This window comes from Oleidesulfovibrio vietnamensis (genome assembly GCF_055388115.1).
In genome coordinates this window covers 2,632,949-2,652,953 of record NZ_AP042419.1, presented here as the reverse complement: position 1 = coordinate 2,652,953, position 20,005 = coordinate 2,632,949, and the positions used below count along the sequence as shown (strand labels likewise).

Here is a 20,005-nt window from a genome sequence, read left to right as displayed (position 1 = left end):
GTGGTCTCCTTTTATTTGCAGGCGGTCAGACCGCCGTCCATGGTGATGGCGGTGGCGTTGATGGCGGCGGCTCCGTCGCTGAGAAGGAACGCCAGTGCTCCGGCAGCCTCGTGCACGTCCACCGCCCGTTGCAGCGGAATGCGCTGCAGCAGGTCCGGATGCTGCTTCAGATAGCGGGCTCCGCGCCCGGCAGCCACATATCCGAGACGCAGCGAGCATGTTGTGATGCCCCGTGCGGCCAGTTCTGTACCGGTGCTGCGGTACAGGGCTTCGGCAGCCAGTTTTGCCGCGGCATACAGTCCCTGTCCGGCGGCGGGCAGCGCCGCAGCCGTTGACGAGACAAAAACCATGCGGCCGCAGCGGCGGTGCAGCATATGGCGGCTGACCGCACGCACCAGACGGGCACGCCATGTTATATTGGCTTCTATGTATGCGCTGATTGTGTCCGGTGATGCCGATGCCAGCAGGCTTTCGTGATCCGTATGCATCAGGTCCAGCAGATATGCCGCGGGCATGCCTGCGGCTGCTGCCGCCTGTTCCGGCAGGGCATCGGCGCGGGCTGTGTCTTCCATGCGCACGATGAGTACCGGCGGGCAGGATAGGTGCGCTGCGCTGAAAGCGTTGTGTATGCGGGCGGCTGCCTCTGCGCTGCCTGCCGTCAGGCACAGCGGTACGCCCGCGCGGGCCAGCAGCGTGGCCGAAGCGGTGCCCAGCGCGCTGCCGCCGCCCGCCACCAGTACACATCCGCGGGTATGGCTCAGGCGCATTGTATGGTTCCTGTGACGGCGGCGACGCCGTCCACAAGCAGGGTGCACCGGTATGCGCTGCCGCTGCCGTCCGTGACTGCGCTGACCGTGCAGACGTGAGTGCCGGGCGGCACAAACTTCCGGAAGCGTACCCCCGTGAATGTCCATTGTCCCGCGTCCGGCGCAGGGCCGGTCATCTGTTCCGCGGCGCGGATAAACGCCTGCATGAGCAGCGAGCCGGGCACACAGGGCGCACCGGGAAAATGCTCTGCGTAGACAGGATCATCCGCAGGAAAACAGCAGAAGACGGAAGCGCTACGGGCGGCGGGAACAGCCGCGGAGCTTTTCCGGCCCATTTTTTCTGCGGGGTGTTTTTGCGCGCCGGACATGGCGGTATCACGGGGGGCGTCCGAACTTTCCCCGTCCCGCTCAGACACAGTTTTTTCAGGCATATTTTTTTCTGGCACAGATTTTTCAGACACGGGGGCCTCCGGTCACTTCCTGTATGGCTTCCGCCGTGGCTTCGACCAGCAGGCCGCACTCCTGCGCGGTGATGCTCAGGGGCGGCATGAGCACCAGCACGTCGCCCAGCGGCCGGATGATAACTCCTCTCCTGCGTGCTGCCAGCACCACCTTGTGCGCGGTGCGCAGGGCAAAAGGATACGGACGGCGTGTGGCGCGGTCTTCCACCAGCTCTATGCCGGTCATGATGCCCCTGCGGCGGATATCGCCCACATGGGGCAGTGTTTCCAGCTGCCGCAGCAGTGCATCGTATATGGTGATGATATGCTGCAGCCGCTCCAGTGTGCCTTCGGTGCGGAAAAGCTGCAGGCTGGCTATGCCTGCGGCACATGCCAGCGCATTACCGGTATAGGTGTGCCCGTGGAAAAACGTGCGGCATTGCGCGTGGTCGCCCAGAAAAGCCTCGTATACGGCGTCGGTCACCATGGTGGCTGCCAGCGGCAGATATCCGCCGGAAATGCCTTTGGCCAGACACAGCAGGTCGGGAACCACTTTTTCCTGTTCGCAGGCAAACATGGTTCCGGTTTTGCCGAAACCCACGGCCACTTCGTCGGCGATAAGCAGAATACCGAGCCTGTCGCACAGGGCGCGGGCGTGGGCCAGATAACCGTCGGGGTGTGTTATCTGACCGGCGGCACCCTGAACCAGCGGCTCTATGACCATGGCGGCCAGTTCCGGCGCGTGGCGTGTGGCCGTTTCTTTCAGATGGGTGAAGCACTCGTGGCGGCATGATTCTTTCTGCCGGCCGAAGGGGCACCGGTAGCAGTACGGCGCCTCGGCCCGTACGGTTTCAAACAGCAGCCCGCCGTACACGGCATGAAACAGGTCTATGCCGCCCAGCGAAACGGCCCCCACGGTGTCGCCGTGGTACGCTCCCCGCAGGCATAAAAACTTGCTGCGACCTTCTCCGGCGGGGCCGCGTTGCTTCTGGTACTGGTAGGCTATCTTCAGCGCCACTTCCACCGCAGTGGAGCCGCTGTCGGAATAGAAGACGCGGTTCAGTCCCTGCGGGGCTATCCGGGCCAGCATGGCCGCAAGCTCAATGGCAGGGCGGCTCGATAGACCCAGCAGCGTGGAATGTGCCACGTTGTCCAGCTGGGCGCGTATGGCCGCATCAATATGCGGGTGTCTGTGGCCGTGCACGTTGGTCCACAGCGAAGAAACACCGTCCAGATAGCGGTTGCCGTCGGTATCCACCAGCCAGTTGCCGCGGGCTTTTTCGATTATCAGCGGCGCGTCTTCGTGCCACGTCGCCATCTGGGTGAAGGGGTGCCATACATGGGCCGCGTCCAGTGCGCGCAGCCGTTCCGTGTCGGGTTGAAGTGCGTTCATCGGAGTACTCCCATATGGCGCAGCATGGTGTAGTCGTCAGCGGTGCTGCGGCCCGCGGTTGTCAGATAATTGCCCACCATCAGCCCGTTGGCGCCGCTGATGAATGTCCACGAACGGTATTCGCCCAGCACATGTTCGCGGCCTCCGGCCACCAGTATGTCGGCCTGCGGATGCATGAATCTGAATACGGCTATGGTGCGCAGCGCTTCAAACGGCGGCAGCGGATCCATGCGCTCCAGCGGCGTGCCTGCCACAGGGGTCAGCAGGTTGACCGGCACCGAATCTGCCCTGCACCGTTTTATCTGACCGGAAAGCTCCGCCCGTTGCGCGCGGCTTTCGCCCAGCCCCAGTATGCCTCCGCAGCACACAGACAGTCCGGCCTCGCGCGCCAGTTTGACGGTATATATGTCTTCGTCGTAGTCATGCGTTGTGCATACCGATGCAAAGAAACTGCGTGCGGTTTCCAGATTATGGTGGTAGCGCTCCAGTCCCGCCTGCCGCAGCATTGCAGCTGCCTGCGGGCTGAGCTGGCCCAGTGATGCGCAGGGCGAAAGGTGCGTGCGCGCCCGTATGCGGACCACGGCTTCGCATACTGTTTCCAGTTCGCGGGGGGCGGGGCGTGTGCCGCTGGTCACAATGCCGAATCTGTCCGCACCGGCGTCGGCCAGCTTCAGGGCGTGCTCCACCAGTGCGGCGGTGTTCAGCATGGGGTGTTCGGGCGCACCTGTGGCATAATGGGCCGACTGTGCGCAGAATGAACAGTTTTCGGGGCAGCGTCCGGAACGGGCGTTGACAATGGCACAGGTGAACGCCGGTCCGGCATGTGCCGTGCGTATGCGCTGGGCACAGGCGATAAGCGGCAGAGTCTGCTCGGCGGGCAGTTCCAGAAGCCGCAGTGCCTCATCTTCCGTGGCACAGGCTTCAGGGGCCGCCATAATGCGGCGGCACAGGTCGTCAGGGTTTATGGTCATGGGCGTGTATCCTTGCAGCGTGGCAGCATGTCAGGAAAGACCGCCCGGCGCGGTCAACGGCCGACTCCTAGCCTGCGTGACGGCTTATTGTCAACTTTTTAAGTTCAAATGGGTTTACAATTGGCTTTTCAGGAACAGGGAAAAGGCGGCGCTGTACGCGGTGCCATACTGGAAGTGCTGCGGAAGCATGACGGCAACTGGGTTTCCGGTGAGGAACTGAGCCGGATTCTGGGAATGTCGCGTGCTGCCGTTTCCAAGCACATGCGGCTTATCCGCGACGCAGGGTACCCTGTGGAGGCCATGACCAGGCGGGGGTACCGGCTGGGAGGCGATGCGGACAGCCTGCATCCTGCAGCGGTATGCCACGGTCTGGGAACCCGGCTTTTGGGGCGGGGCACGGTGCTGCACATGGAGTCCGTGCCGTCAACCAACATGGAGGCCCGGGTGCTGGCGGAGCGCGGAGCACCAGAAGGGTCTGTGGTGCTGGCCGACTGCCAGACGGCGGGGCGCGGGCGGCAGGGCCGGACATGGCTTTCGCCCCGCGGGGGGGTGTATATGTCTGTGGTGCTGCGCCCGCAGTGCGCCCCGCAGCAGGTGCCCGTGCTGACCCTGATGACTGTGGTTGCCGTGGTGGGGGCGGTGCGCGGGCTTACGGGTCTGCCTGCAATGCCCAAATGGCCCAACGATGTGCTTGTGCATGGCCGCAAGCTGAGCGGTGTGCTTATTGAAGCAGGACTGGTTGTCGATGCGCTGGACTATGCCGTTGCGGGCATAGGCATCAACGTGAATACCGTCTGTTCCGAGCTGGAGATGGATGGTATGCGGGCTGTTTCGCTGCGCGGGGCGCTTGAGACGCACCACGGTACGGAGCAGCCGCAGTTGCCCCGTGCGGGAGTGGCCCGCGCGGTTCTTGAAGCGCTGGAAGAAGCTTATGAACTGTTCCGCAGCGGCGGCGGTGCCGCGGTGGTGGCCCGGTGGAAGCAGCTGGCGGGCATAACCGGCAGCAGTATACGGCTGGGCAGGGGGGATGCCGTGCTGACGGGAAAAGTCCGCGATGTGGATGACAACGGCTGGCTGCTGCTGGAAGATGAGAGCGGCACTGTTCACCGTCTGCCGGCGGGAGACATTCTGGACGGCTGATTGTTTTTACGGCTTCAGGACCGGCACGGGGCGCACCTCTGGTGCGCTTTTTTGTTTGGCTGTCCGCGTGCGGCAGCGCCGGAGCATCAGACTGACCGGAAAGCTCCGGCTTTCCGCGTGTGTCACGGCATTGCCTGCAGAGTCTCCGGGCATCCTGCTGCCGGTTGCGGGCAGGAGCACGGCGCGGGTACTTGGCTGTACGCCGCGCCGTACCTGCGGGCTGTCAGCTTTTTTCTGCGGGTTTTCAGGCTGCGGGCAGTCCGTCATTGCCGTTTCGTCCCGAGCCGGTGCCGCGGGGAATGATTTCGTGCAACGGGTGTGCGGTCAGGGTGTTGCCATGCGGCAGCGGAGACTTACTCTTACGTCAGCGTTGTCTGTTCCGTTGTTCCGGCACCATGCTTTTGCGCAGCACCACGGCCGAAGTGTCGCCCCGGCTGTCTTCTTCGGCTGCCGCAGGACCCATTATGATGGGGCCCTGTGCGGCGGGTGCGGCGTTTTTTTTCTGCGCCAGCGCGTCCAGCCTGTGCTCCGCTTCGGTCAGAAAAGCTTCCAGTGCATGGTCCACGGCTTCGTCGACATTAAGCTTGCGGGAAAGTTTTCTTGCCCGGTGTCTTGCTCTTTCCAGCCGCAGGGCAAGGCCGGAATCAATGTTGAAGATGACGCGTTTTGTTTCTTTTTCATCTTTGAATATGTGCATGGTGCCTCCTGTGAAACGGGTGAGGTCTCTTTGTACATATTTTGTACATAATGCGTACAAAGAGATCAAGCCACAGTTACTTTCCGGTGCGTTGACCCGTTTTTTCCGCTGAGGCATACTTTCAGGCTGTTTTCAGTTAACCGGTGGCAGAATTCTGTGAAATCAGCAGGTTCTGCATTACCCTGCAAGGCAGGTTCATATATGTCGTCGGATAGTACCCGAACCATGCAGGCGGCGCGGGCAGGCGCCGCTGCGCCCGAACCGGATTCCGGTTCCGATACCGCCATTTTCAGCCTTACATGGCCGCAGATGATGATGATGTTTTTTCATTTCATCATCGGTTTTGTGGATGTGTGGGTGGCAGGCAAAATTCATCAGGATGTACAGGCATCGCTGGGTATCATCACGCAGTGTCTTTTTTTTCTGATGGTGGTGGGTATAGCCGTGGCCAATGCTTCCGTGGCGGCCATAGGTCAGTCCGCCGGGGCCGGACTGTACAGGCGCGCGCGGCGCTATGTGGCGCTGGTCATCAAGCTGGGCGTTGTCATGAGTCTGGTTGTGCTGGTCTGCGGCATGCTGTTCAAGGAGCCGTTTCTCAACCTGCTGCAGGTGCCGGAACGCATCCGCCCCATCACGTCGTATTTTTTTGACGTGTATCTGTATGTGCTGCCCATGTACTACATGCTCAACATGACCAATGCCATGTTCCGCGCCCGCAAAATGGTGCTGATTCCTCTGGGCTGCATGATGATTGTCAGTCTGGTGAACACCGTGGCGGATTTTGGTCTGGGGCTGGGCTGGTGGGGCTTTCCGCAGATGGGCTATGCCGGTGTGGCATGGGCCACATTCTATTCCATTACGGCCGGTGCGCTGTTCAACATGGTGATGCTGGTCAGAAAAGGCCTGCTGCGGCGCGACTCCGGCGCTCCGTGGCGCTGGGCCCGCTGTGCGGCACCGTATCTTATCAAGGTGGCGCTTCCGGCAGGCGGCATGCAGATAATGTGGCAGACCGGGTATCTGGTATTGTTTGCCATTACCGGCTCGCTGCCTGCGGGCAGCATTGATGCGCTGGCCGGTATGACGGCAGGCATGCGCATAGAATCTCTGCTGTTTCTGCCTGCGTTCGCTTTTAATATGACAGCCAGTATTCTGGTCGGGCATTTTCTGGGGGCCGGGCGCAAGGCCGAGGCCAAACGCGTGGGGCTGCGTCTTCTGCTGATGGCCTGCGGGTCGTTAACGGTGGTTGCTGTTTTCATGTGGCCTTTTGTGCCGGAAATCTGCGCTTTTCTGTCGCCGCAACCGGCGGTGCAGGCGCAGGCGGCCGTGTATCTGAAATATAATCTTGTATCCATTCCCTTCACCGTGGCCAGCATGACGCTGGGCGGCATAATGACCGGCGCCGGCGCCACGCTGTACACCTTTATTGTGTATAGTTCCGCCACATGGCTGGTGCGGCTGCCGGTGGCCTATGTCATGGGGCACCATGTGTGGGGGAACTCCGAAGGTGTGTTTGTAGCCATGCTGATTTCACAGATATTCCAGTCCGGTACCATGCTCTGGCTGTTCTGGTACCACGACTGGAGCCGTTTCAGCATGATCAAGCGCAACGGCAACAGAAAGAACACCACGGAGACGCCTGCAGGGGCGGCTCTTGAAGGAGTGAAAAGCAATGTGCGCAGTGGAATTTAAGCCTTTGACCATGGACGTGATGGAAGAGTATCTGACTCTTTTCTCCGGCACACCGTCGCGGGCTTCTGATTACAGTTTTACCAATCTGTGGGGCTGGGCCAACGAATACGGGCTGGAGGTGGGACGCACGCCCAATCTTTTCTGGATACGCCAGACCAGACCGGAAGTGCGTTACTGGGCGCCCGTGGGTGACTGGAACGCCGTGGCCGACTGGGCAAACTGCCCCATGATGACGGCGGGCAGAACCTTTATACGCGTGCCGCAGCAGCTTGCCGACCTGTGGCAGGCGGCGCTGGGCGACGGCGTGCAGGTGCAGGAGGACCGCGACCAGTGGGACTATCTGTACGACGCGGAAAAGCTGGCTACGCTTTCGGGCAACAAGTACCATAAAAAAAAGAACCATGTGAATCAGTTCAAGAAGCAGTATGACTGGCAGTACCATCCCATGACGGCTGATTGCATAGAAGCCGTGCTGCAGCTGCAGCAGGAATGGTGTCTTTCGCGTGAATGCGAAGAGTCGGAAACCCTGCTGGCGGAAAATGAAGCGGTCATCCGTGTGCTGGAATACTGGGACACCATACCCGGATTGAAGGGCGGTGCGCTGTATGTCAATGACGTGATGGTGGCCTATACCGTGGGCGAAGCACTGACAGACGATACTCTGGTGGTGCATTTTGAAAAGGCGCGTTCGGAGTATCGCGGGGTGTATCAGGCAATCAATCAGATTTTTGTTGAGCATGAGGGCACAGGATATACATATGTGAACCGCGAGCAGGATCTGGGCGACGAGGGTCTGCGTAAGGCAAAACTGACTTATCACCCTGCGGACTGGCTGCGCAAAAGCACCGTCACTGTGTTGTGACGGGCCGGGCGCTGTCCGGCGTCTGTCCGGCGTCTGTCTGGCGGCTGTCCGGCGTCTGGCCGACATCTGGCCGACATCTGACCGCATCTGGCCAGCGCGCGTCAACGCTGCTGTACCGGCGGCGCAGAGATTCTGCGCCGCCTTTGCCGTTTGACACGGTACCGGTTAGCAAGTACGTAAAACGCCCGGGCGCTGCGAGCCCGAAGCAGGTATTTTTTCAGGCGGACATGGTGTTCGCCCTTTTACATATTTAGCCGCGGGGCGCGCCGCCCCGTCCAACGGCGCTCTGTTCGCAGAGCGCACCAAGGAAGCATCATGAGCAAGGTTGTAACGCGATTTGCTCCCAGCCCCACGGGGCATCTGCACCTCGGCGGTGCACGCACCGCCGTGTTCAGCTGGCTGCTGGCCCGCCATTTCGGCGGTGAATTTGTGCTGCGTATCGAAGATACCGACATGGAACGTTCGAAGCAGGAGTACACAGACTCCATTCTGGCTTCCATGGCATGGCTGGGGCTGGACTGGGACGGCGAGCCTGTCTACCAGAGCCGCCGTTTTGACCTGTACAACGAGTACATCGACAGGCTGCTGGCAGAGGGCAAGGCCTACTGGTGCGAATGTTCGCCCGAAGAAGTGGAAGCCATGCGTGAAACCGCGCGGGCCCGCGGGCTGAAGCCCAAATACAACGGCCGCTGCCGCGAGCGCGGCCTGCAGGGCGGTGAAGGCCGCGTGGTGCGGCTGAAGGCGCCGCTTACCGGCAAGACGGTGTTTACCGATCTGGTAAAGGGCACCATAGCCTTTGATAACAGCGAGCTGGACGACATGATCATCCGGCGGGCCGACGGTTCGCCCACATACAACCTTGCCGTGGTGGTGGACGATGCCACCATGGGCGTGACACATGTGCTGCGCGGCGACGACCATGTGAACAACACCCCCAAGCAGATTCTGCTGTACGAAGCTCTGGGACTGCCCGTGCCGGAATTCGGCCATGTGCCCATGATTCTGGGGCCGGACAGACAGAAGCTTTCCAAGCGGCACGGGGCCAAGGCGGTTATAGATTATAAAGAAACCGGCCTGCTGCCTCAGGCGCTTGTGAACTATCTGGTACGGCTCGGCTGGTCATACGGAGATCAGGAAAAATTTTCGCTGGATGAGCTGATAGAGAAGTTCTCCACTGATAATCTGTCGCGTTCCGCTGCGGGATTCGATCCGGAAAAGCTGCAGTGGCTTAACGGTCAGTACATCAGGGAAACTCCCGACGACCAGCTGGCCGGTCTTGTGCGGCCTTTTCTGGCAGAAACGGGATACGGCCAGATTGATGCAGCTTTTCTGACTGTTGCGGCGGGCCTGTACAAGGAACGCGCCCACGATCTTGTGGAGCTGGCAGCAGCCATGAAACCCGTGCTCTGTGCTGATGACGCGCTGGAGTTTGATGCCAAAGCCGTGGAAAAGGCACTGACGGCTGAAGGCCGCGGGCATCTGGCTGCGTTGCGGCAGGCGTTTGCCGCCTGTGCTGACTTTGACGGGCACACCGCCCATGAAGTGCTGCAGCGCTATGTGGCTGACAACGGGCTGAAATTCAAGGCCGTGGGGCCGCCTTTGCGTGTGGCCCTGCTGGGGGCCATGGGCGGACCCGACCTTTCCGCCGTCATGGGCCTGCTGGGCAGGGAACGCACGCTGGCGCGCCTTGACCGTGCGGCGGCATTGTAGTTCTGTTTTTGTGCGTCAATGAATACAGCGCCGTATCCTGATGGATACGGCGCTGCTTTTTTTGAGAAAGGAGGCTGTGCGGCGGAGGGGAATTATCCGCGCCGGATGTTGTACACCCCGCGCCCTTCGGCCACATTCACGTCTTTGTTGTCCGCCGTCCAGACCATGACATGGGCGTTGCCCACTTTGTTGCCGAGCAGCCGGATGCGTGCTTCGGCATACAGGTCCGCCGGATTGGCAGGCCTCAGGTAGTCAACGCTCAGGGTGATGGTGGCCACGTGGTCTTCGGGCTTGCAGTGAGCCCATACGGCAAAACCGCCGCATATATCCACAAGGCTGGCTATGACTCCGCCGTGAATCATGGGCCGCCCCGTATGTCCTATGAGTTGCGGTGCAAATGGGATATACAGGCGTACCGCATCACGGCCCAGATAGTCGGCGCGCACTCCCAGATGAACGTGAAAGGGGAATTCTTTTTCGATGAACTGCTGGAGTGTGGAATCGTGCATGGGAATATCCTTTGTTTCAGCGGTCAGTGTCTGTGTGTTGTGTGCCGCGCGGTCGCGGGCGGGGTCAGCGTGTGCTGTCGCGCTGTACGAACCTGTCATCCGACTTCATTTCCTGCGCCTGCTCGGCGGTATCTTCCAGCCAGCCGCAGCGTATGTCACCCTGCGGCGTGTCAAAGCGCGGCACATAGGGTTTGATGTCCACCAGCGGGCTGTTGTCCAGCATGTCTACGCCTTCCAGTTCCAGCACATTGCCGTGTACCGCCGTCAGCCGCACCACGGAAAGGCCGATACCGCAAGGACGCCGCGGCGAGCGTGTGGCAAAAAGCCCTCTTTTGCAGGTATCCAGAAACGGCGTGAGCGTGAGATCGTACCCGCTGGACTCGTGGAAGTGATACAGCAGGATAAGATGGGAAAAGCCTTCCAGATCTTTCAGCCCGTCTGCCAGTTCCGGATTGATGCGGGCTTCTCCTCTGCATGCCGAAGCTCCCGTGGGCTGAATGGGCATTCCTTCGCGCGATGTATGCGGGGTGCGCAGCACGCCGATGGGGGTGACGGTGAAAGGTTGCATCAGGGCTCCTTTACTGCAGTATTTCAGTTTGCGGGGTCATGACCTCGTCGCGGGTGAACATGCGCCATGTGACGCTGCCGTCCTGATGGTGTTCAGGCTGTACGCGCAGGATGGGGGTTCCTTTCCAGCTGTATATCATGCTGTCGTCCGGGCGTACTTCGCACCGCATGTTTTCGGCAATTTCGTGCGGTTCAAGGCGCGAAGGGTCTTCGCCCATTTCCAGCAGTTCTTCCCGTAGCAGCTCTTCCACTCTTCCGGCGATGTTCCGCGGGGTGCTTGCCATGCTGTGTAATCCTCCGTAAGTATGTGACTATGAAATCACCGCGCCGTGGTGTCGCGGTGCTGTCTGCGTATGAACCATGGTGTAATCATTGTCGGCTTTGTGGGCAAGGTGCCGCACGGAGCGGAGAACAGAATGGAAAACAGTCTTTTTCTGGGGCGTATTCCCCTTTTCAGCGGGTTGTCGGCTCAGCAGCTGGAATCCATGGCATCCATAGCCGTGGACAGGCCGGTGGACAAGGGGCAGATTATTTTTGTCGAAGGAACGCGTGCAGAAGGGCTGTACATAGTGCTGGATGGCCGTGTCAAAATATTCAAGACGGCTCCGGACGGACGCGAGGCTGTGATGCATGTGTTCGGCGCGGGAGAACCTTTCGGCGAGGTGGCTGTGTTTCAGAACGATGTCTTTCCGGCCAATGCCATGGCGGTGGAACAGAGCCGCGTTCTTTTTTTGCCGCGCAGGGGCATTGTGGACCGCATTGCCCAAGACCCGTCACTGGCAATGAACATGCTGGCTGCCCTTTCGCGCAAGCTGCGCATGTTCACCCGGCAGGTGGAGGCGCTGACCCTCAAGGAGATTCCCCAGCGTCTGGCGGCGTATCTGCTGCATCTCAGTGTGAAAAAAGGGCACAAGGACGTTATCAGGCTGGATGTTTCGAAAAGTCTGCTGGCGGGTGTGCTGGGCACTGCGCGTGAAACTCTTTCGCGGGCACTGGCAAAACTGGTGGAAACAGGGGCCATAACCATGGAAGGCCGCACCATCACCATTACAGACCGTGAATACCTGACCGCACTGGCCGAAGGGCATGAGTCGCTGTAGCGCGTAGCGGGGACGCTGTGTATGTGCTGCCGGTCTGTCAGACCTTGTGATCAGCTTCCGGCAGGCGGACCACCAGAACAGGCACCGGGCAGCGCGAAACGACTTTCTGGGTCACGCTGCCCAGCAGCAGACCGGCCAACCGTCCGTGTCCCTGTGTACCCATGACCACCATGTCAAATTGCGGGGCGCGTTCCAGAATGACATCGGCAGGTTGCCCCACGGCCACCTCGATGTTTTCCGCCACGGGCATGCAGGCTGTGTCCGCCAGTCCTTCCAGACTGCATATGCCCGTAATGCGCTCTCTTACCTTGTGTTTGGCTTCCACAAGCTGTTCCGGAGTGAACAGCCGCCATGTGGCATCGTCAAACACTGTGGCGAAATCCAGCCCCGATGTGGTCAGGTAGTTCTGCTTTACGTCCGGCAGCACATGCAGCACATGCAGTGCTGCTCCGTACTGTTGCGCCAGACTGAACGCGTACGAAAGCGCATGGCGGGAATCTTCTGAAAGATCGGTGGCGTATAGTATTTTTTTGACGGGCTGCATAAAACCTCCCTTACTGCTGGTTTACCATGGATATAACAACGGCTGCGGGGGGTGTCAGCCCTGCAGCCATGAGAATCTTATCTGCTGACGGCCGGACGCAAAAAAGCCCCGCCGTCAGCGGCGGGGCCTGTGCCGGCCGGCATTGCCGTCAGCCGAAAAGGGTGTTCTGCGCCTCGTGCCCCTGACAGGTCATGATGACCTCGTTTATCTGCACGGAACTGCCGGACTGGCGCACAGCGCTGTTCACCGCTTCTGAAAGGCCTCTGCAGCAGGGTACCTCCATGCGCAGCACGGTGAGAGAAGCTATGCCGCTGGTTGTCAGTATGTCGGCAAGCCGCTGGGCGTAGGCTGCGGTATCGTCAAATTTCGGGCAGCCTATGAGCACCACTTTGCCTGCGGCAAACCGGCTGTGAAACTGAGGCGAAGCGGCAGCCGCGCAGTCGGCGGCCACAAGCACGTCGGCCCCTTTGAGAAACGGCGCTGTGGGCGGCACCAGCCGTATTTTGAGCGGCCAGTGGCCGGGACCGGCGGCCGGCTGATGAGCCTGTGCCAGCTGCGGGCTCTGCTGTCCGGTTGCGCCGAACGAGCGTACCATGGACCCGGGGCAGCCCCCTGAATGATGCGGGCGTACGGGCTGCGGCGGTTGTCCGGTCGCGGCATCGCGCCGGCGTACGTGTTCCATGGCGGCTTCCTCGTCAAATTCGTCGGCTTCGCGCTCTATGATGTGCAGGGCATCCTGCGGGCAGGCACCCAGACAGGCTCCCAACCCGTCGCAGTAGGAATCCTTGACCAGTTTCGCCTTGCCGTCGATGATGGCTATGGCGCCTTCGGCACAGTCGAGCACGCACAGGCCGCAGCCATCGCAGCGCTCTTCATCTATCTGTATTATTTTGCGTATCTGTTTTTTCATTATATTTCCCCCGTGTGACTGATGCCGCATGAGAGCGGCGGTGTGTTTGCCGGTACCGCACTGTGTGCTTGCGGGTACTCCGGGTGCGCATGGCCGCAGGACGGGCATGGGCACGGGGAATACGCCTCAGAGGGCGGCGGGAGGCAGAGCCTCCCGCCGCGGCGCTGTTAACCCAGAATGGCCTTCAGGTCTTCTTCAGCCGTGGAAATAGGCTTGATGTTGTAGTTTTCGACAAGGAAGTTCAGCACATTGGGGCTGACAAAAGCAGGCAGTGACGGGCCGAGGCGGATGTCCTTGATGCCCAGTGCCAGCAGCGTCAGCAGGATGGCCACGGCTTTCTGTTCGTACCACGACAGCACCAGAGAAAGGGGCAGGTCGTTGACGCCGCAGTCGAAAGCCTTTGCCAGTGCGACTGCTATCTGAATGGCGGAATAGGCATCATTGCACTGTCCCACGTCCAGCAGTCTGGGAATGCCGCCTATGGTGCCGAGTTCTTTGTCAAAGAAGCGGAATTTGCCGCAGGCGAGCGTCAGGATGACAGTGTCTGCCGGCGCTTTTTCCACAAATTCGGTGTAGTAGTTGCGGCCGGGCTTGGCTCCGTCGCAGCCGCCGACAAGGAAGAAGTGGCGGATGGCGCCGCTTTTCACCGCGTCGACAACTGCCCCTGCCACGCCCAGCACCGCATTGTGGCCGAATCCGGTCATAACGGTTTTGCCGGGAGCGTCTTCCGTGAAACCGGGCAGTTCCTGTGCGCGTTTGATGACGGCCGAGAAATCCCGGTTTTCGCAGTGTGTCAGGCCCGGCCAGCCCACCAGCCCGGTGGTGAAGACATTGTCCTGATACGATGCCTGCGGTTTCTGGATGCAGTTGGTGGTGAAAAGGATGGCGCCGGGGAACTGCGGGAATTCCTTGTGCTGGTTCTGCCATGCGGTGCCGAAATGTCCGTAGAAATGGGGGAACTTTTTCAGCTCGGGGTAGCCGTGGCAGGGCAGCATTTCACCGTGGGTGTAAATGTTGATGCCGGTGCCTTCGGTCTGTTTAAGCAGTTCATGCAGATCCCGAAGGTCATGGCCTGATACCAGTATGGCTTTGCCCTTTCTGTGTCCCAGAGGCACTTCCGTGGGCACGGGGTGACCGTAGGTGCCGGTGTTGCCGGCGTCCAGCAGTTCCATGGTGCGCAGGTTCACGTTGCCGCATTCAAGCAGCAGCCCGACCCAGTCATTCAGATCACGGGCCTTTCCGTCAAAGCCCGCGGCAAGACCTTTGTACAGAAAGTCGTACACCGCGTTGTCTTCCTGCCCCAGAATGGCTGCATGGTCGGCGTAAGCTGCCACGCCTTTCATACCGTAGAGCAGAATCTGCATGCACGAACGGATGTCTTCGTCAGGTGCCAGAGTCAGGGTGCCGTGTTCCGCCGCCTGCTGCACTATGGCCGCCGCATCGGCACCGGGAACAAATGCCGCCGGTCCGGAGGTGTAGGAAAGGCCTGCCTTGCGTACAAGGTCGTCGCGCATGGCCGTTATTTCGTGCACCCACGGCACAAAGCGGTCGGGGTCGAAGTTCACGTTGGTCAGCGTGCTGAAAAGACGGGCGGCGGTGTAATGGCCCATGCCCTGTTCTCTCACGCCTTTGGCTGCAGCGTCCTGTGCTGCTATGGCAAGGCCGCGCAGCGCGTATACGGTGGCGTCCTGAAGGTCGGAAACTTCGGGTTGCTTGCCGCACACGCCCATGGCGGTGCAGCCGGTTCCCTTGGCTGTCTGTTCACACTGATTGCAAAACATACTGTACTCCTTCGGCTTGGTTTCGAAATAAACCGGAATCCTGTCCGGTTCTTCCGGGTTCAGCTGGTTTCCGCCGGAGCGGGGCAGGTTGTCTGCCGTTGTTAAAGACACCATAGCCGTCCTGCGGGGCAGGGGATGTGACCGGAGTCACAAAAGGGCATAACAATGTGCACCCTAGCAGCATTATTTTGTGCATACATGATATACTGGGCGCGCGCGACAGAAAAAATGGAAAAAAAGAAAAAGTCGCTTGACAAGGAAGGGGGTCCTGTATAGGTTGCGCCTCTGCCTCGCGATGTAGGCGCGTAGCTCAGTGGGAGAGCACTTCCTTGACACGGAAGGGGTCGGCAGTTCAATCCTGCCCGTGCCTACCACATCGAACAAAGCAGGGGGAGGCCCGTAGCCTCCCCCTTTTTGTCATTGGTGGCGGATAAATTGATTAGCAAGGAGTTTGCAAGGTGAAGGTTTCCATCGAAGGATCAGTGGTGGAGGTCGAGTCCGGCGCAAGCTGCCGGGACGTGCTCAAGCAGGCCTTGAGCGGCAAGAAATTTAAAAAAGTGCTGGCTGCCCGTTGCGGCGGCACCATGCTCGATCTGACCGCGACCGTTCCGACCGCCTGCGAAACCCTTGAGCCTGTCTACGCGGACTCGCCCGAAGGGCTTGGTCTTATCCGCCACAGTGCGGCCCACGTAATGGCCGATGCCGTGCAGCGTCTTTTCCCCGGCGTCAAGGTGACCATCGGGCCTGCCATTGAAAACGGCTTCTATTACGATTTCGACTACGAGCGTCCGTTCACCGCAGATGATCTTGAAGCCATCGAAGCAGAGATGGACAAGATCATCAAGGCGGCGCATCCGTTCGAGCGCAGTGTCATGTCCAAGGATGAGGCAAAGAAAATGTTTGCCGACATGGGCGAGACCTACAAGCTTGAGCTTATCGACGCCGTGCCCGACGATATTGTTTCCATTTACCGCAGCGGCGACTTTGTCGACCTGTGCCGCGGTCCTCATATTCCCGATACCGGCTGTATCAATGCCTTCAAGCTGATGTCCGTTGCCGGCGCCTACTGGCGCGGTGATGAAAAGAATGCCATGCTTTCGCGTGTGTACGGCACGGCTTTTCCTGATGAAAAAGAGCTGAAAAGCTATCTGAACAGAATAGAGGAAGCGAAAAAGCGTGACCACCGCAAGCTGGGCACGCAGCTTGACCTGTTCAGCTTTCAGGAAGAAGGCGGCTCGGGCATGGTGTACTGGCATCCCAAAGGGGCGCTTGTGCGCGCCATTCTGGAAGACTTCGAGCGTAAGGAACACCTGAAGCGCGGCTACCAGATTGTGCAGACGCCGCAGATTTTGCGCCGCGAGCTGTGGGAAAAATCCGGTCACTATGACAACTACCGTGAAAACATGTATTTTACGGATATTGATGAGCAGCCCTACGGCGTAAAGCCCATGAACTGCGTGGCTCATATGCTCATCTATAAATCACGCAGCCACAGCTACCGCGACCTGCCCGTACGCCTTTTTGAGCTGGGCGTGGTGCACCGCCATGAAAAAAGCGGTGTTCTGCACGGATTGCTGCGGGTGCGCCAGTTCACGCAGGATGATGCGCACATCATCTGCACTCCTGACCAGCTGGAAAGCGAAATCGTGGGTGTGCTGAATTTTGTGCGGGATGTCATGGGCGTGTTCGGCTTTGAATATTCCATGGAAGTGAGCACCCGCCCCGAAAAGTCCATCGGTTCCGACGAAGACTGGGACCGCGCCACCAGCGCGCTTGAGAAGGCGCTGGAAGGGCAGGGACTGCCCTACGAGATTAACGAGGGCGACGGCGCCTTTTACGGGCCTAAAATTGACGTAAAACTGCGCGACTGCCTGGGCAGAGAGTGGCAGTGCGCCACGGTGCAGTGTGATTTCACCTTGCCTGACCGCTTTGATCTGGTGTACATCGGACAGGATGGTGAACGCCATCGACCGGTTATGGTGCATCGCGTCATTCTTGGCTCGGTTGAGCGTTTCATCGGTGTGCTTACAGAGCATTTTGCCGGTGCCTTCCCCACGTGGCTGGCTCCTGTTCAGGCACGTCTGCTCACCGTGACGGACGCCCAGAACGAGTTTGCCGAAGAAGCCCGCGCCGCTCTTATGGCGCAGGGTATCCGCGTGGAAGTGGACACCCGCAATGAAAAACTCGGCTACAAGGTACGTGAGGCACAGCTGGAAAAGATTCCCTACATTCTCGTCATCGGTGACAAGGAAGTGGAAGCCCGCGGCGTGAACGTGCGCCTGAGAAAGGGTGATAATCTTGGCCTTAAGACGCTGGATGAGGTAGTGGACATCATCAGGGCCGATTGTGAGGAACCGTTTAAAAGTGGAGGGATGCGCTATAGCTTCTCCTAAGTTTCGTCGGCAGGAGCCGCAGGACGTGACGCGTCGCAACGAGCAGATTCGTGCACGCGAAGTTCGTGTCATCGATGCAGATGGCAGCCAGCTTGGTATTATGTCCCGTAACGACGCAGTTGCCGTCGCCAAGGAACAGGGACTGGATCTTGTTGAGGTGGCTGCTGGTGCCGTGCCCCCTGTCTGCAGGGTTATGGATTACGGCAAGTACAAGTACGAGGCGCAGAAGAAAAAGCAGGAAGCCAAAAAACGGCAGACTGTCATTCAGGTCAAGGAAATCAAGGTTCGGCCCAAGACGGACGAACATGATTACCAGACCAAGCTCAAGCACATCCGCCGGTTCCTTGAAGACGGTGACAGATGCAAGGTTACTGTGTTTTTCCGCGGTCGTGAGATTGTCCACAAGGACAGAGGCATGATGCTGCTGCAGCGCGCGCAGGAAGATACCAAAGATATCGCCAAGGTGGAGCAGGAGCCCCGCGCCGAAGGCCGTACCCTGCATATGCTGCTGACACCGCTCGCCAAGAAAGTGTAAATTTCTCGACTTGACTTGAGCATTGCGCGGATGTATCGCCTTTTCTCCGTTCTGGGGAGAAGTGCGCACGTCGTACTGTGCTCCTTTCAGATTTGACCAGGGATGGAAGTAACACGGAGCAGCCCGTACCGGGCATGTTTCGTCCGGTCGGCGGCAGCACTGCCGCACGGCCGAAGCATATGGCAAGGAGTGATCACATGCCTAAGATCAAAACCAGACGCTGCGCTGCAAAGCGCTTCTCTGTGACCGGCTCCGGCAAGTTCAAGCGCCGTCGCAAGAATATGCGTCACATTCTGACCAAAAAGGCTTCCAAGCGCAAAATGCAGCTTGGACAACCCGCGCTTGTGGACAAGACCAACGAAAAGGCTGTCAAGCGCATGCTGCCCTACGCCTAGGCGCAGGCGGCATCCGGATTTTCATAGCAGGCTCCGCTGGCCGGTCTCTCGCCTCGCGGAGTTCATAAATGGAGGTAATCCATGCGTGTAAAGAGAGGAATGGCGACTCACAGACGCCATAAAAAGTACCTGAAGATGGCCAAAGGCTACCGCGGTGGTCGCAGCAAACTGTACCGTACCGCGCGGGAAGCCGTAGAACGCTCGCTTGCCTACTCCACCCGTGACCGTAAGGTTCGTAAGCGTGAGTTCCGTAAGCTCTGGATTCTGCGTATCAACGCAGCAGCACGTGAAAACGGTGTTTCGTACAGCAAGTTCATCCACGGCCTGGCTCTGGCCGGAATCGAACTTAACCGCAAGGTGCTGGCCGATCTCGCCGTTCGTGAAAAAGAGGACTTCGCCAAGCTGGCGGAACTCGTGAAGTCGAAACTCAGCTAGATACGAATTGGGACTCCATCCCTATGACCCTGGTCAATGAATTGGAGAGCCTGGTCCCGGACCTTGCCAAGGGCCTGGATCAGGCTTCTTCTTTAGAAATGCTGGAAGAGCTGCGCATTGATTTTCTCGGCCGTAAAGGCCGCCTTGCGCAGATCATGGGCCGCCTGCCTGAACTCGCTCCCGAGGAGCGTCCCGTGGTGGGCAAGACGGCTAACGCCGTCAAGGAATCACTCAATAACCTGTTCGACCGGCGCAAAACCGCGCTGGAAGAAGAACGCGAAGCCGAAAAGCTGTCGCGTTTCGATCCTTCCATGCCCGGACGTATGCCCCGTGTCGGCTCGCTGCACCCCGTGACGCAGGTGATGGACGAAATCTGTCAGGTCTTCAAAGGGCTTGGCTATGATATCGTCACCGGTCCCGAGGTGGAGAACGACTACCACAACTTTGAAGCGCTCAACATGCCGCCGGAGCATCCCGCCCGCGACATGCAGGACACGCTGTACGTCACGGAAAATATCCTGCTGCGTACGCATACCTCGCCCCTGCAGGTGCGCACCATGAAAGAGCGCAAGCCCCCCGTGGCCGCCATCGCTCCGGGCAAGGTGTACCGCCGCGATTCCGACCTTACGCATACGCCCATGTTTCATCAGATTGAAGGATTCATGGTCGACCGTAACGTCAGCATGGCCGATCTGCGGGGCACGCTTACCTCGTTTCTGCAGCAGGTGTTCGGCAAAGACACCAGAGTGCGCTTCCGTCCCAGCTTTTTTCCCTTTACCGAGCCAAGTGCCGAGGTTGATATCTCGTGCTGCATGTGCGGGGGCAAAGGCTATCATAAAGACGGTGCGCCCTGCCGAGTGTGCAAGACCACAGGCTGGGTGGAGATTCTGGGCTGCGGCATGATAGACCCCGAGGTCTTCAAATCCGTCGGCTATGATCCTGAAGTCTACTCCGGTTTTGCATTCGGTCTGGGTGTGGAGCGTGTGACCATGCTCAAATACGGCATCGGCGATCTGCGTATGTTCTTTGAGAACGACGTGCGCTTTTTGCGGCAGTTTGCCTGATGCGGTTGTGCCGCGCGGCCTGCGGGCCGGTGCGGATGACCTGTTGCGTATTTGCTGCGGGGCGCTGCATGTGCCCCGCTGCGTGGCCTGCCGGATGCGCGGC

General features: G+C 59.6%; 21 protein-coding genes and 1 tRNA gene. 11 read left to right on the top strand and 11 right to left on the bottom strand.

Translation table 11 applies throughout. The features are described from left to right. Positions 1-11: 11 nt before the first annotated feature. From ACZ5D1_RS11900 to bioB, 4 genes are read right to left on the bottom strand one after another with little or no spacing between them, the layout of a single operon-like run. On the bottom strand, positions 12-767 hold the full coding sequence (locus ACZ5D1_RS11900; RefSeq protein WP_273193549.1) for an SDR family oxidoreductase: 756 nt from the start codon (positions 765-767) through the stop codon (positions 12-14). After that, positions 758-1,198, bottom strand: coding sequence for a 3-hydroxyacyl-ACP dehydratase FabZ family protein (locus ACZ5D1_RS11895; RefSeq protein ID WP_464554973.1), 441 nt, complete (start codon positions 1,196-1,198; stop codon positions 758-760). The genes ACZ5D1_RS11900 and ACZ5D1_RS11895 overlap by 10 nt, the downstream gene beginning before the upstream one ends. Before the next feature lie 22 nt (positions 1,199-1,220). Then, entirely contained in the window at positions 1,221-2,600 is a 1,380-nt protein-coding gene (gene bioA, locus ACZ5D1_RS11890; RefSeq protein WP_464554972.1) for an adenosylmethionine--8-amino-7-oxononanoate transaminase, read from the bottom strand. Beyond that, positions 2,597-3,571 (bottom strand): biotin synthase BioB, encoded by a 975-nt coding sequence (gene bioB / locus ACZ5D1_RS11885; RefSeq protein ID WP_464554970.1) that lies wholly within the window; start codon positions 3,569-3,571, stop codon positions 2,597-2,599. The genes bioA and bioB overlap by 4 nt, the downstream gene beginning before the upstream one ends. A 108-nt stretch (positions 3,572-3,679) precedes the next feature. Between bioB and ACZ5D1_RS11880 the strand changes: the two genes are divergently transcribed. Continuing rightward, positions 3,680-4,711, top strand: a complete 1,032-nt coding sequence (locus tag ACZ5D1_RS11880; RefSeq protein WP_464554969.1) for a biotin--[acetyl-CoA-carboxylase] ligase — start codon at positions 3,680-3,682, stop codon at positions 4,709-4,711. A gap of 364 nt (positions 4,712-5,075) precedes the next feature. On the opposite strand, the gene ACZ5D1_RS11875 is transcribed toward ACZ5D1_RS11880, so the two are convergent. Beyond that, positions 5,076-5,408 carry a hypothetical protein gene (locus ACZ5D1_RS11875; RefSeq protein WP_011368482.1) on the bottom strand — a complete coding sequence of 111 codons (333 nt, stop codon included), beginning with the start codon at positions 5,406-5,408 and terminating at the stop codon, positions 5,076-5,078. A 201-nt stretch (positions 5,409-5,609) separates the two neighbouring features. On the opposite strand from ACZ5D1_RS11875, the gene ACZ5D1_RS11870 reads away from it, so the two are divergent. The 3 genes from ACZ5D1_RS11870 (at position 5,610) to gltX (ending at position 9,669) form a co-directional block, all read left to right on the top strand. Continuing rightward, positions 5,610-7,097 carry an MATE family efflux transporter gene (locus ACZ5D1_RS11870; protein WP_011368481.1) on the top strand — a complete coding sequence of 496 codons (1,488 nt, stop codon included), beginning with the start codon at positions 5,610-5,612 and terminating at the stop codon, positions 7,095-7,097. Then, positions 7,078-7,959: a DUF2156 domain-containing protein gene (locus ACZ5D1_RS11865; protein ID WP_011368480.1), complete on the top strand. Its 882-nt coding sequence runs from the start codon at positions 7,078-7,080 to the stop codon at positions 7,957-7,959. The genes ACZ5D1_RS11870 and ACZ5D1_RS11865 overlap by 20 nt, the downstream gene beginning before the upstream one ends. A gap of 315 nt (positions 7,960-8,274) precedes the next feature. Next, positions 8,275-9,669, top strand: coding sequence for a glutamate--tRNA ligase (gene gltX, locus ACZ5D1_RS11860; RefSeq protein WP_011368479.1), 1,395 nt, complete (start codon positions 8,275-8,277; stop codon positions 9,667-9,669). 92 nt (positions 9,670-9,761) lie between these two features. On the opposite strand, the gene ACZ5D1_RS11855 is transcribed toward gltX, so the two are convergent. The 3 genes from ACZ5D1_RS11855 to ACZ5D1_RS11845 form a co-directional block, all read right to left on the bottom strand. Continuing rightward, positions 9,762-10,178: a PaaI family thioesterase gene (locus ACZ5D1_RS11855; protein WP_011368478.1), complete on the bottom strand. Its 417-nt coding sequence runs from the start codon at positions 10,176-10,178 to the stop codon at positions 9,762-9,764. Positions 10,179-10,242: 64 nt separating this feature from the next. Beyond that, the gene (tsaA, locus tag ACZ5D1_RS11850; RefSeq protein WP_011368477.1) at positions 10,243-10,746 is read right to left on the bottom strand and encodes a tRNA (N6-threonylcarbamoyladenosine(37)-N6)-methyltransferase TrmO; all 504 of its coding nucleotides are present in this window, start codon (positions 10,744-10,746) and stop codon (positions 10,243-10,245) included. A 10-nt stretch (positions 10,747-10,756) separates the two neighbouring features. Further along, a complete protein-coding gene (locus tag ACZ5D1_RS11845; protein ID WP_011368476.1) occupies positions 10,757-11,029 on the bottom strand; it encodes a hypothetical protein in 273 nt (90 codons plus the stop codon). Positions 11,030-11,161: 132 nt separating this feature from the next. On the opposite strand from ACZ5D1_RS11845, the gene ACZ5D1_RS11840 reads away from it, so the two are divergent. Next, the gene (locus ACZ5D1_RS11840; RefSeq protein ID WP_011368475.1) at positions 11,162-11,845 is read left to right on the top strand and encodes a Crp/Fnr family transcriptional regulator; all 684 of its coding nucleotides are present in this window, start codon (positions 11,162-11,164) and stop codon (positions 11,843-11,845) included. Positions 11,846-11,882: 37 nt separating this feature from the next. On the opposite strand, the gene ACZ5D1_RS11835 is transcribed toward ACZ5D1_RS11840, so the two are convergent. The 3 genes from ACZ5D1_RS11835 to hcp form a co-directional block, all read right to left on the bottom strand. Next, positions 11,883-12,389, bottom strand: a complete 507-nt coding sequence (locus ACZ5D1_RS11835) for a universal stress protein (protein ID WP_011368474.1) — start codon at positions 12,387-12,389, stop codon at positions 11,883-11,885. 148 nt (positions 12,390-12,537) lie between these two features. Next, entirely contained in the window at positions 12,538-13,299 is a 762-nt protein-coding gene (locus tag ACZ5D1_RS11830; protein WP_027181826.1) for an ATP-binding protein, read from the bottom strand. Positions 13,300-13,466: 167 nt separating this feature from the next. After that, entirely contained in the window at positions 13,467-15,080 is a 1,614-nt protein-coding gene (hcp, locus tag ACZ5D1_RS11825) for a hydroxylamine reductase (protein WP_027181825.1), read from the bottom strand. A 299-nt stretch (positions 15,081-15,379) separates the two neighbouring features. On the opposite strand from hcp, the gene ACZ5D1_RS11820 reads away from it, so the two are divergent. The 6 genes from ACZ5D1_RS11820 (at position 15,380) to pheS (ending at position 19,902) form a co-directional block, all read left to right on the top strand. After that, a tRNA-Val gene (locus tag ACZ5D1_RS11820) sits at positions 15,380-15,454 on the top strand. An 84-nt stretch (positions 15,455-15,538) separates the two neighbouring features. Continuing rightward, the gene (gene thrS / locus ACZ5D1_RS11815; RefSeq protein ID WP_464554966.1) at positions 15,539-17,473 is read left to right on the top strand and encodes a threonine--tRNA ligase; all 1,935 of its coding nucleotides are present in this window, start codon (positions 15,539-15,541) and stop codon (positions 17,471-17,473) included. After that, positions 17,460-18,008: a translation initiation factor IF-3 gene (gene infC, locus ACZ5D1_RS11810; protein WP_011368470.1), complete on the top strand. Its 549-nt coding sequence runs from the start codon at positions 17,460-17,462 to the stop codon at positions 18,006-18,008. Before thrS ends, infC begins: the two co-directional genes overlap by 14 nt. A gap of 197 nt (positions 18,009-18,205) precedes the next feature. Continuing rightward, on the top strand, positions 18,206-18,403 hold the full coding sequence (gene rpmI / locus ACZ5D1_RS11805) for a 50S ribosomal protein L35 (protein WP_011368469.1): 198 nt from the start codon (positions 18,206-18,208) through the stop codon (positions 18,401-18,403). A gap of 81 nt (positions 18,404-18,484) precedes the next feature. Beyond that, positions 18,485-18,838, top strand: coding sequence for a 50S ribosomal protein L20 (gene rplT, locus ACZ5D1_RS11800; protein WP_011368468.1), 354 nt, complete (start codon positions 18,485-18,487; stop codon positions 18,836-18,838). A 23-nt stretch (positions 18,839-18,861) separates the two neighbouring features. After that, positions 18,862-19,902 (top strand): phenylalanine--tRNA ligase subunit alpha, encoded by a 1,041-nt coding sequence (pheS, locus tag ACZ5D1_RS11795; protein WP_011368467.1) that lies wholly within the window; start codon positions 18,862-18,864, stop codon positions 19,900-19,902. Positions 19,903-20,005: the final 103 nt, after the last annotated feature.

Coding starts and splice junctions, on each gene's coding strand:
- ACZ5D1_RS11900 (WP_273193549.1), bottom strand. CDS start 767: ATGCGCCTGAGCCATACCCGCGGATGTGTACTGGTGGCGGGCGGCGGC.
- ACZ5D1_RS11895 (WP_464554973.1), bottom strand. CDS start 1,198: ATGCCTGAAAAAACTGTGTCTGAGCGGGACGGGGAAAGTTCGGACGCC.
- bioA (WP_464554972.1), bottom strand. CDS start 2,600: ATGAACGCACTTCAACCCGACACGGAACGGCTGCGCGCACTGGACGCG.
- bioB (WP_464554970.1), bottom strand. CDS start 3,571: ATGACCATAAACCCTGACGACCTGTGCCGCCGCATTATGGCGGCCCCT.
- ACZ5D1_RS11880 (WP_464554969.1), top strand. CDS start 3,680: ATGGGTTTACAATTGGCTTTTCAGGAACAGGGAAAAGGCGGCGCTGTA.
- ACZ5D1_RS11875 (WP_011368482.1), bottom strand. CDS start 5,408: ATGCACATATTCAAAGATGAAAAAGAAACAAAACGCGTCATCTTCAAC.
- ACZ5D1_RS11870 (WP_011368481.1), top strand. CDS start 5,610: ATGTCGTCGGATAGTACCCGAACCATGCAGGCGGCGCGGGCAGGCGCC.
- ACZ5D1_RS11865 (WP_011368480.1), top strand. CDS start 7,078: ATGTGCGCAGTGGAATTTAAGCCTTTGACCATGGACGTGATGGAAGAG.
- gltX (WP_011368479.1), top strand. CDS start 8,275: ATGAGCAAGGTTGTAACGCGATTTGCTCCCAGCCCCACGGGGCATCTG.
- ACZ5D1_RS11855 (WP_011368478.1), bottom strand. CDS start 10,178: ATGCACGATTCCACACTCCAGCAGTTCATCGAAAAAGAATTCCCCTTT.
- tsaA (WP_011368477.1), bottom strand. CDS start 10,746: ATGCAACCTTTCACCGTCACCCCCATCGGCGTGCTGCGCACCCCGCAT.
- ACZ5D1_RS11845 (WP_011368476.1), bottom strand. CDS start 11,029: ATGGCAAGCACCCCGCGGAACATCGCCGGAAGAGTGGAAGAGCTGCTA.
- ACZ5D1_RS11840 (WP_011368475.1), top strand. CDS start 11,162: ATGGAAAACAGTCTTTTTCTGGGGCGTATTCCCCTTTTCAGCGGGTTG.
- ACZ5D1_RS11835 (WP_011368474.1), bottom strand. CDS start 12,389: ATGCAGCCCGTCAAAAAAATACTATACGCCACCGATCTTTCAGAAGAT.
- ACZ5D1_RS11830 (WP_027181826.1), bottom strand. CDS start 13,299: ATGAAAAAACAGATACGCAAAATAATACAGATAGATGAAGAGCGCTGC.
- hcp (WP_027181825.1), bottom strand. CDS start 15,080: ATGTTTTGCAATCAGTGTGAACAGACAGCCAAGGGAACCGGCTGCACC.
- rpmI (WP_011368469.1), top strand. CDS start 18,206: ATGCCTAAGATCAAAACCAGACGCTGCGCTGCAAAGCGCTTCTCTGTG.
- rplT (WP_011368468.1), top strand. CDS start 18,485: ATGCGTGTAAAGAGAGGAATGGCGACTCACAGACGCCATAAAAAGTAC.
- pheS (WP_011368467.1), top strand. CDS start 18,862: ATGACCCTGGTCAATGAATTGGAGAGCCTGGTCCCGGACCTTGCCAAG.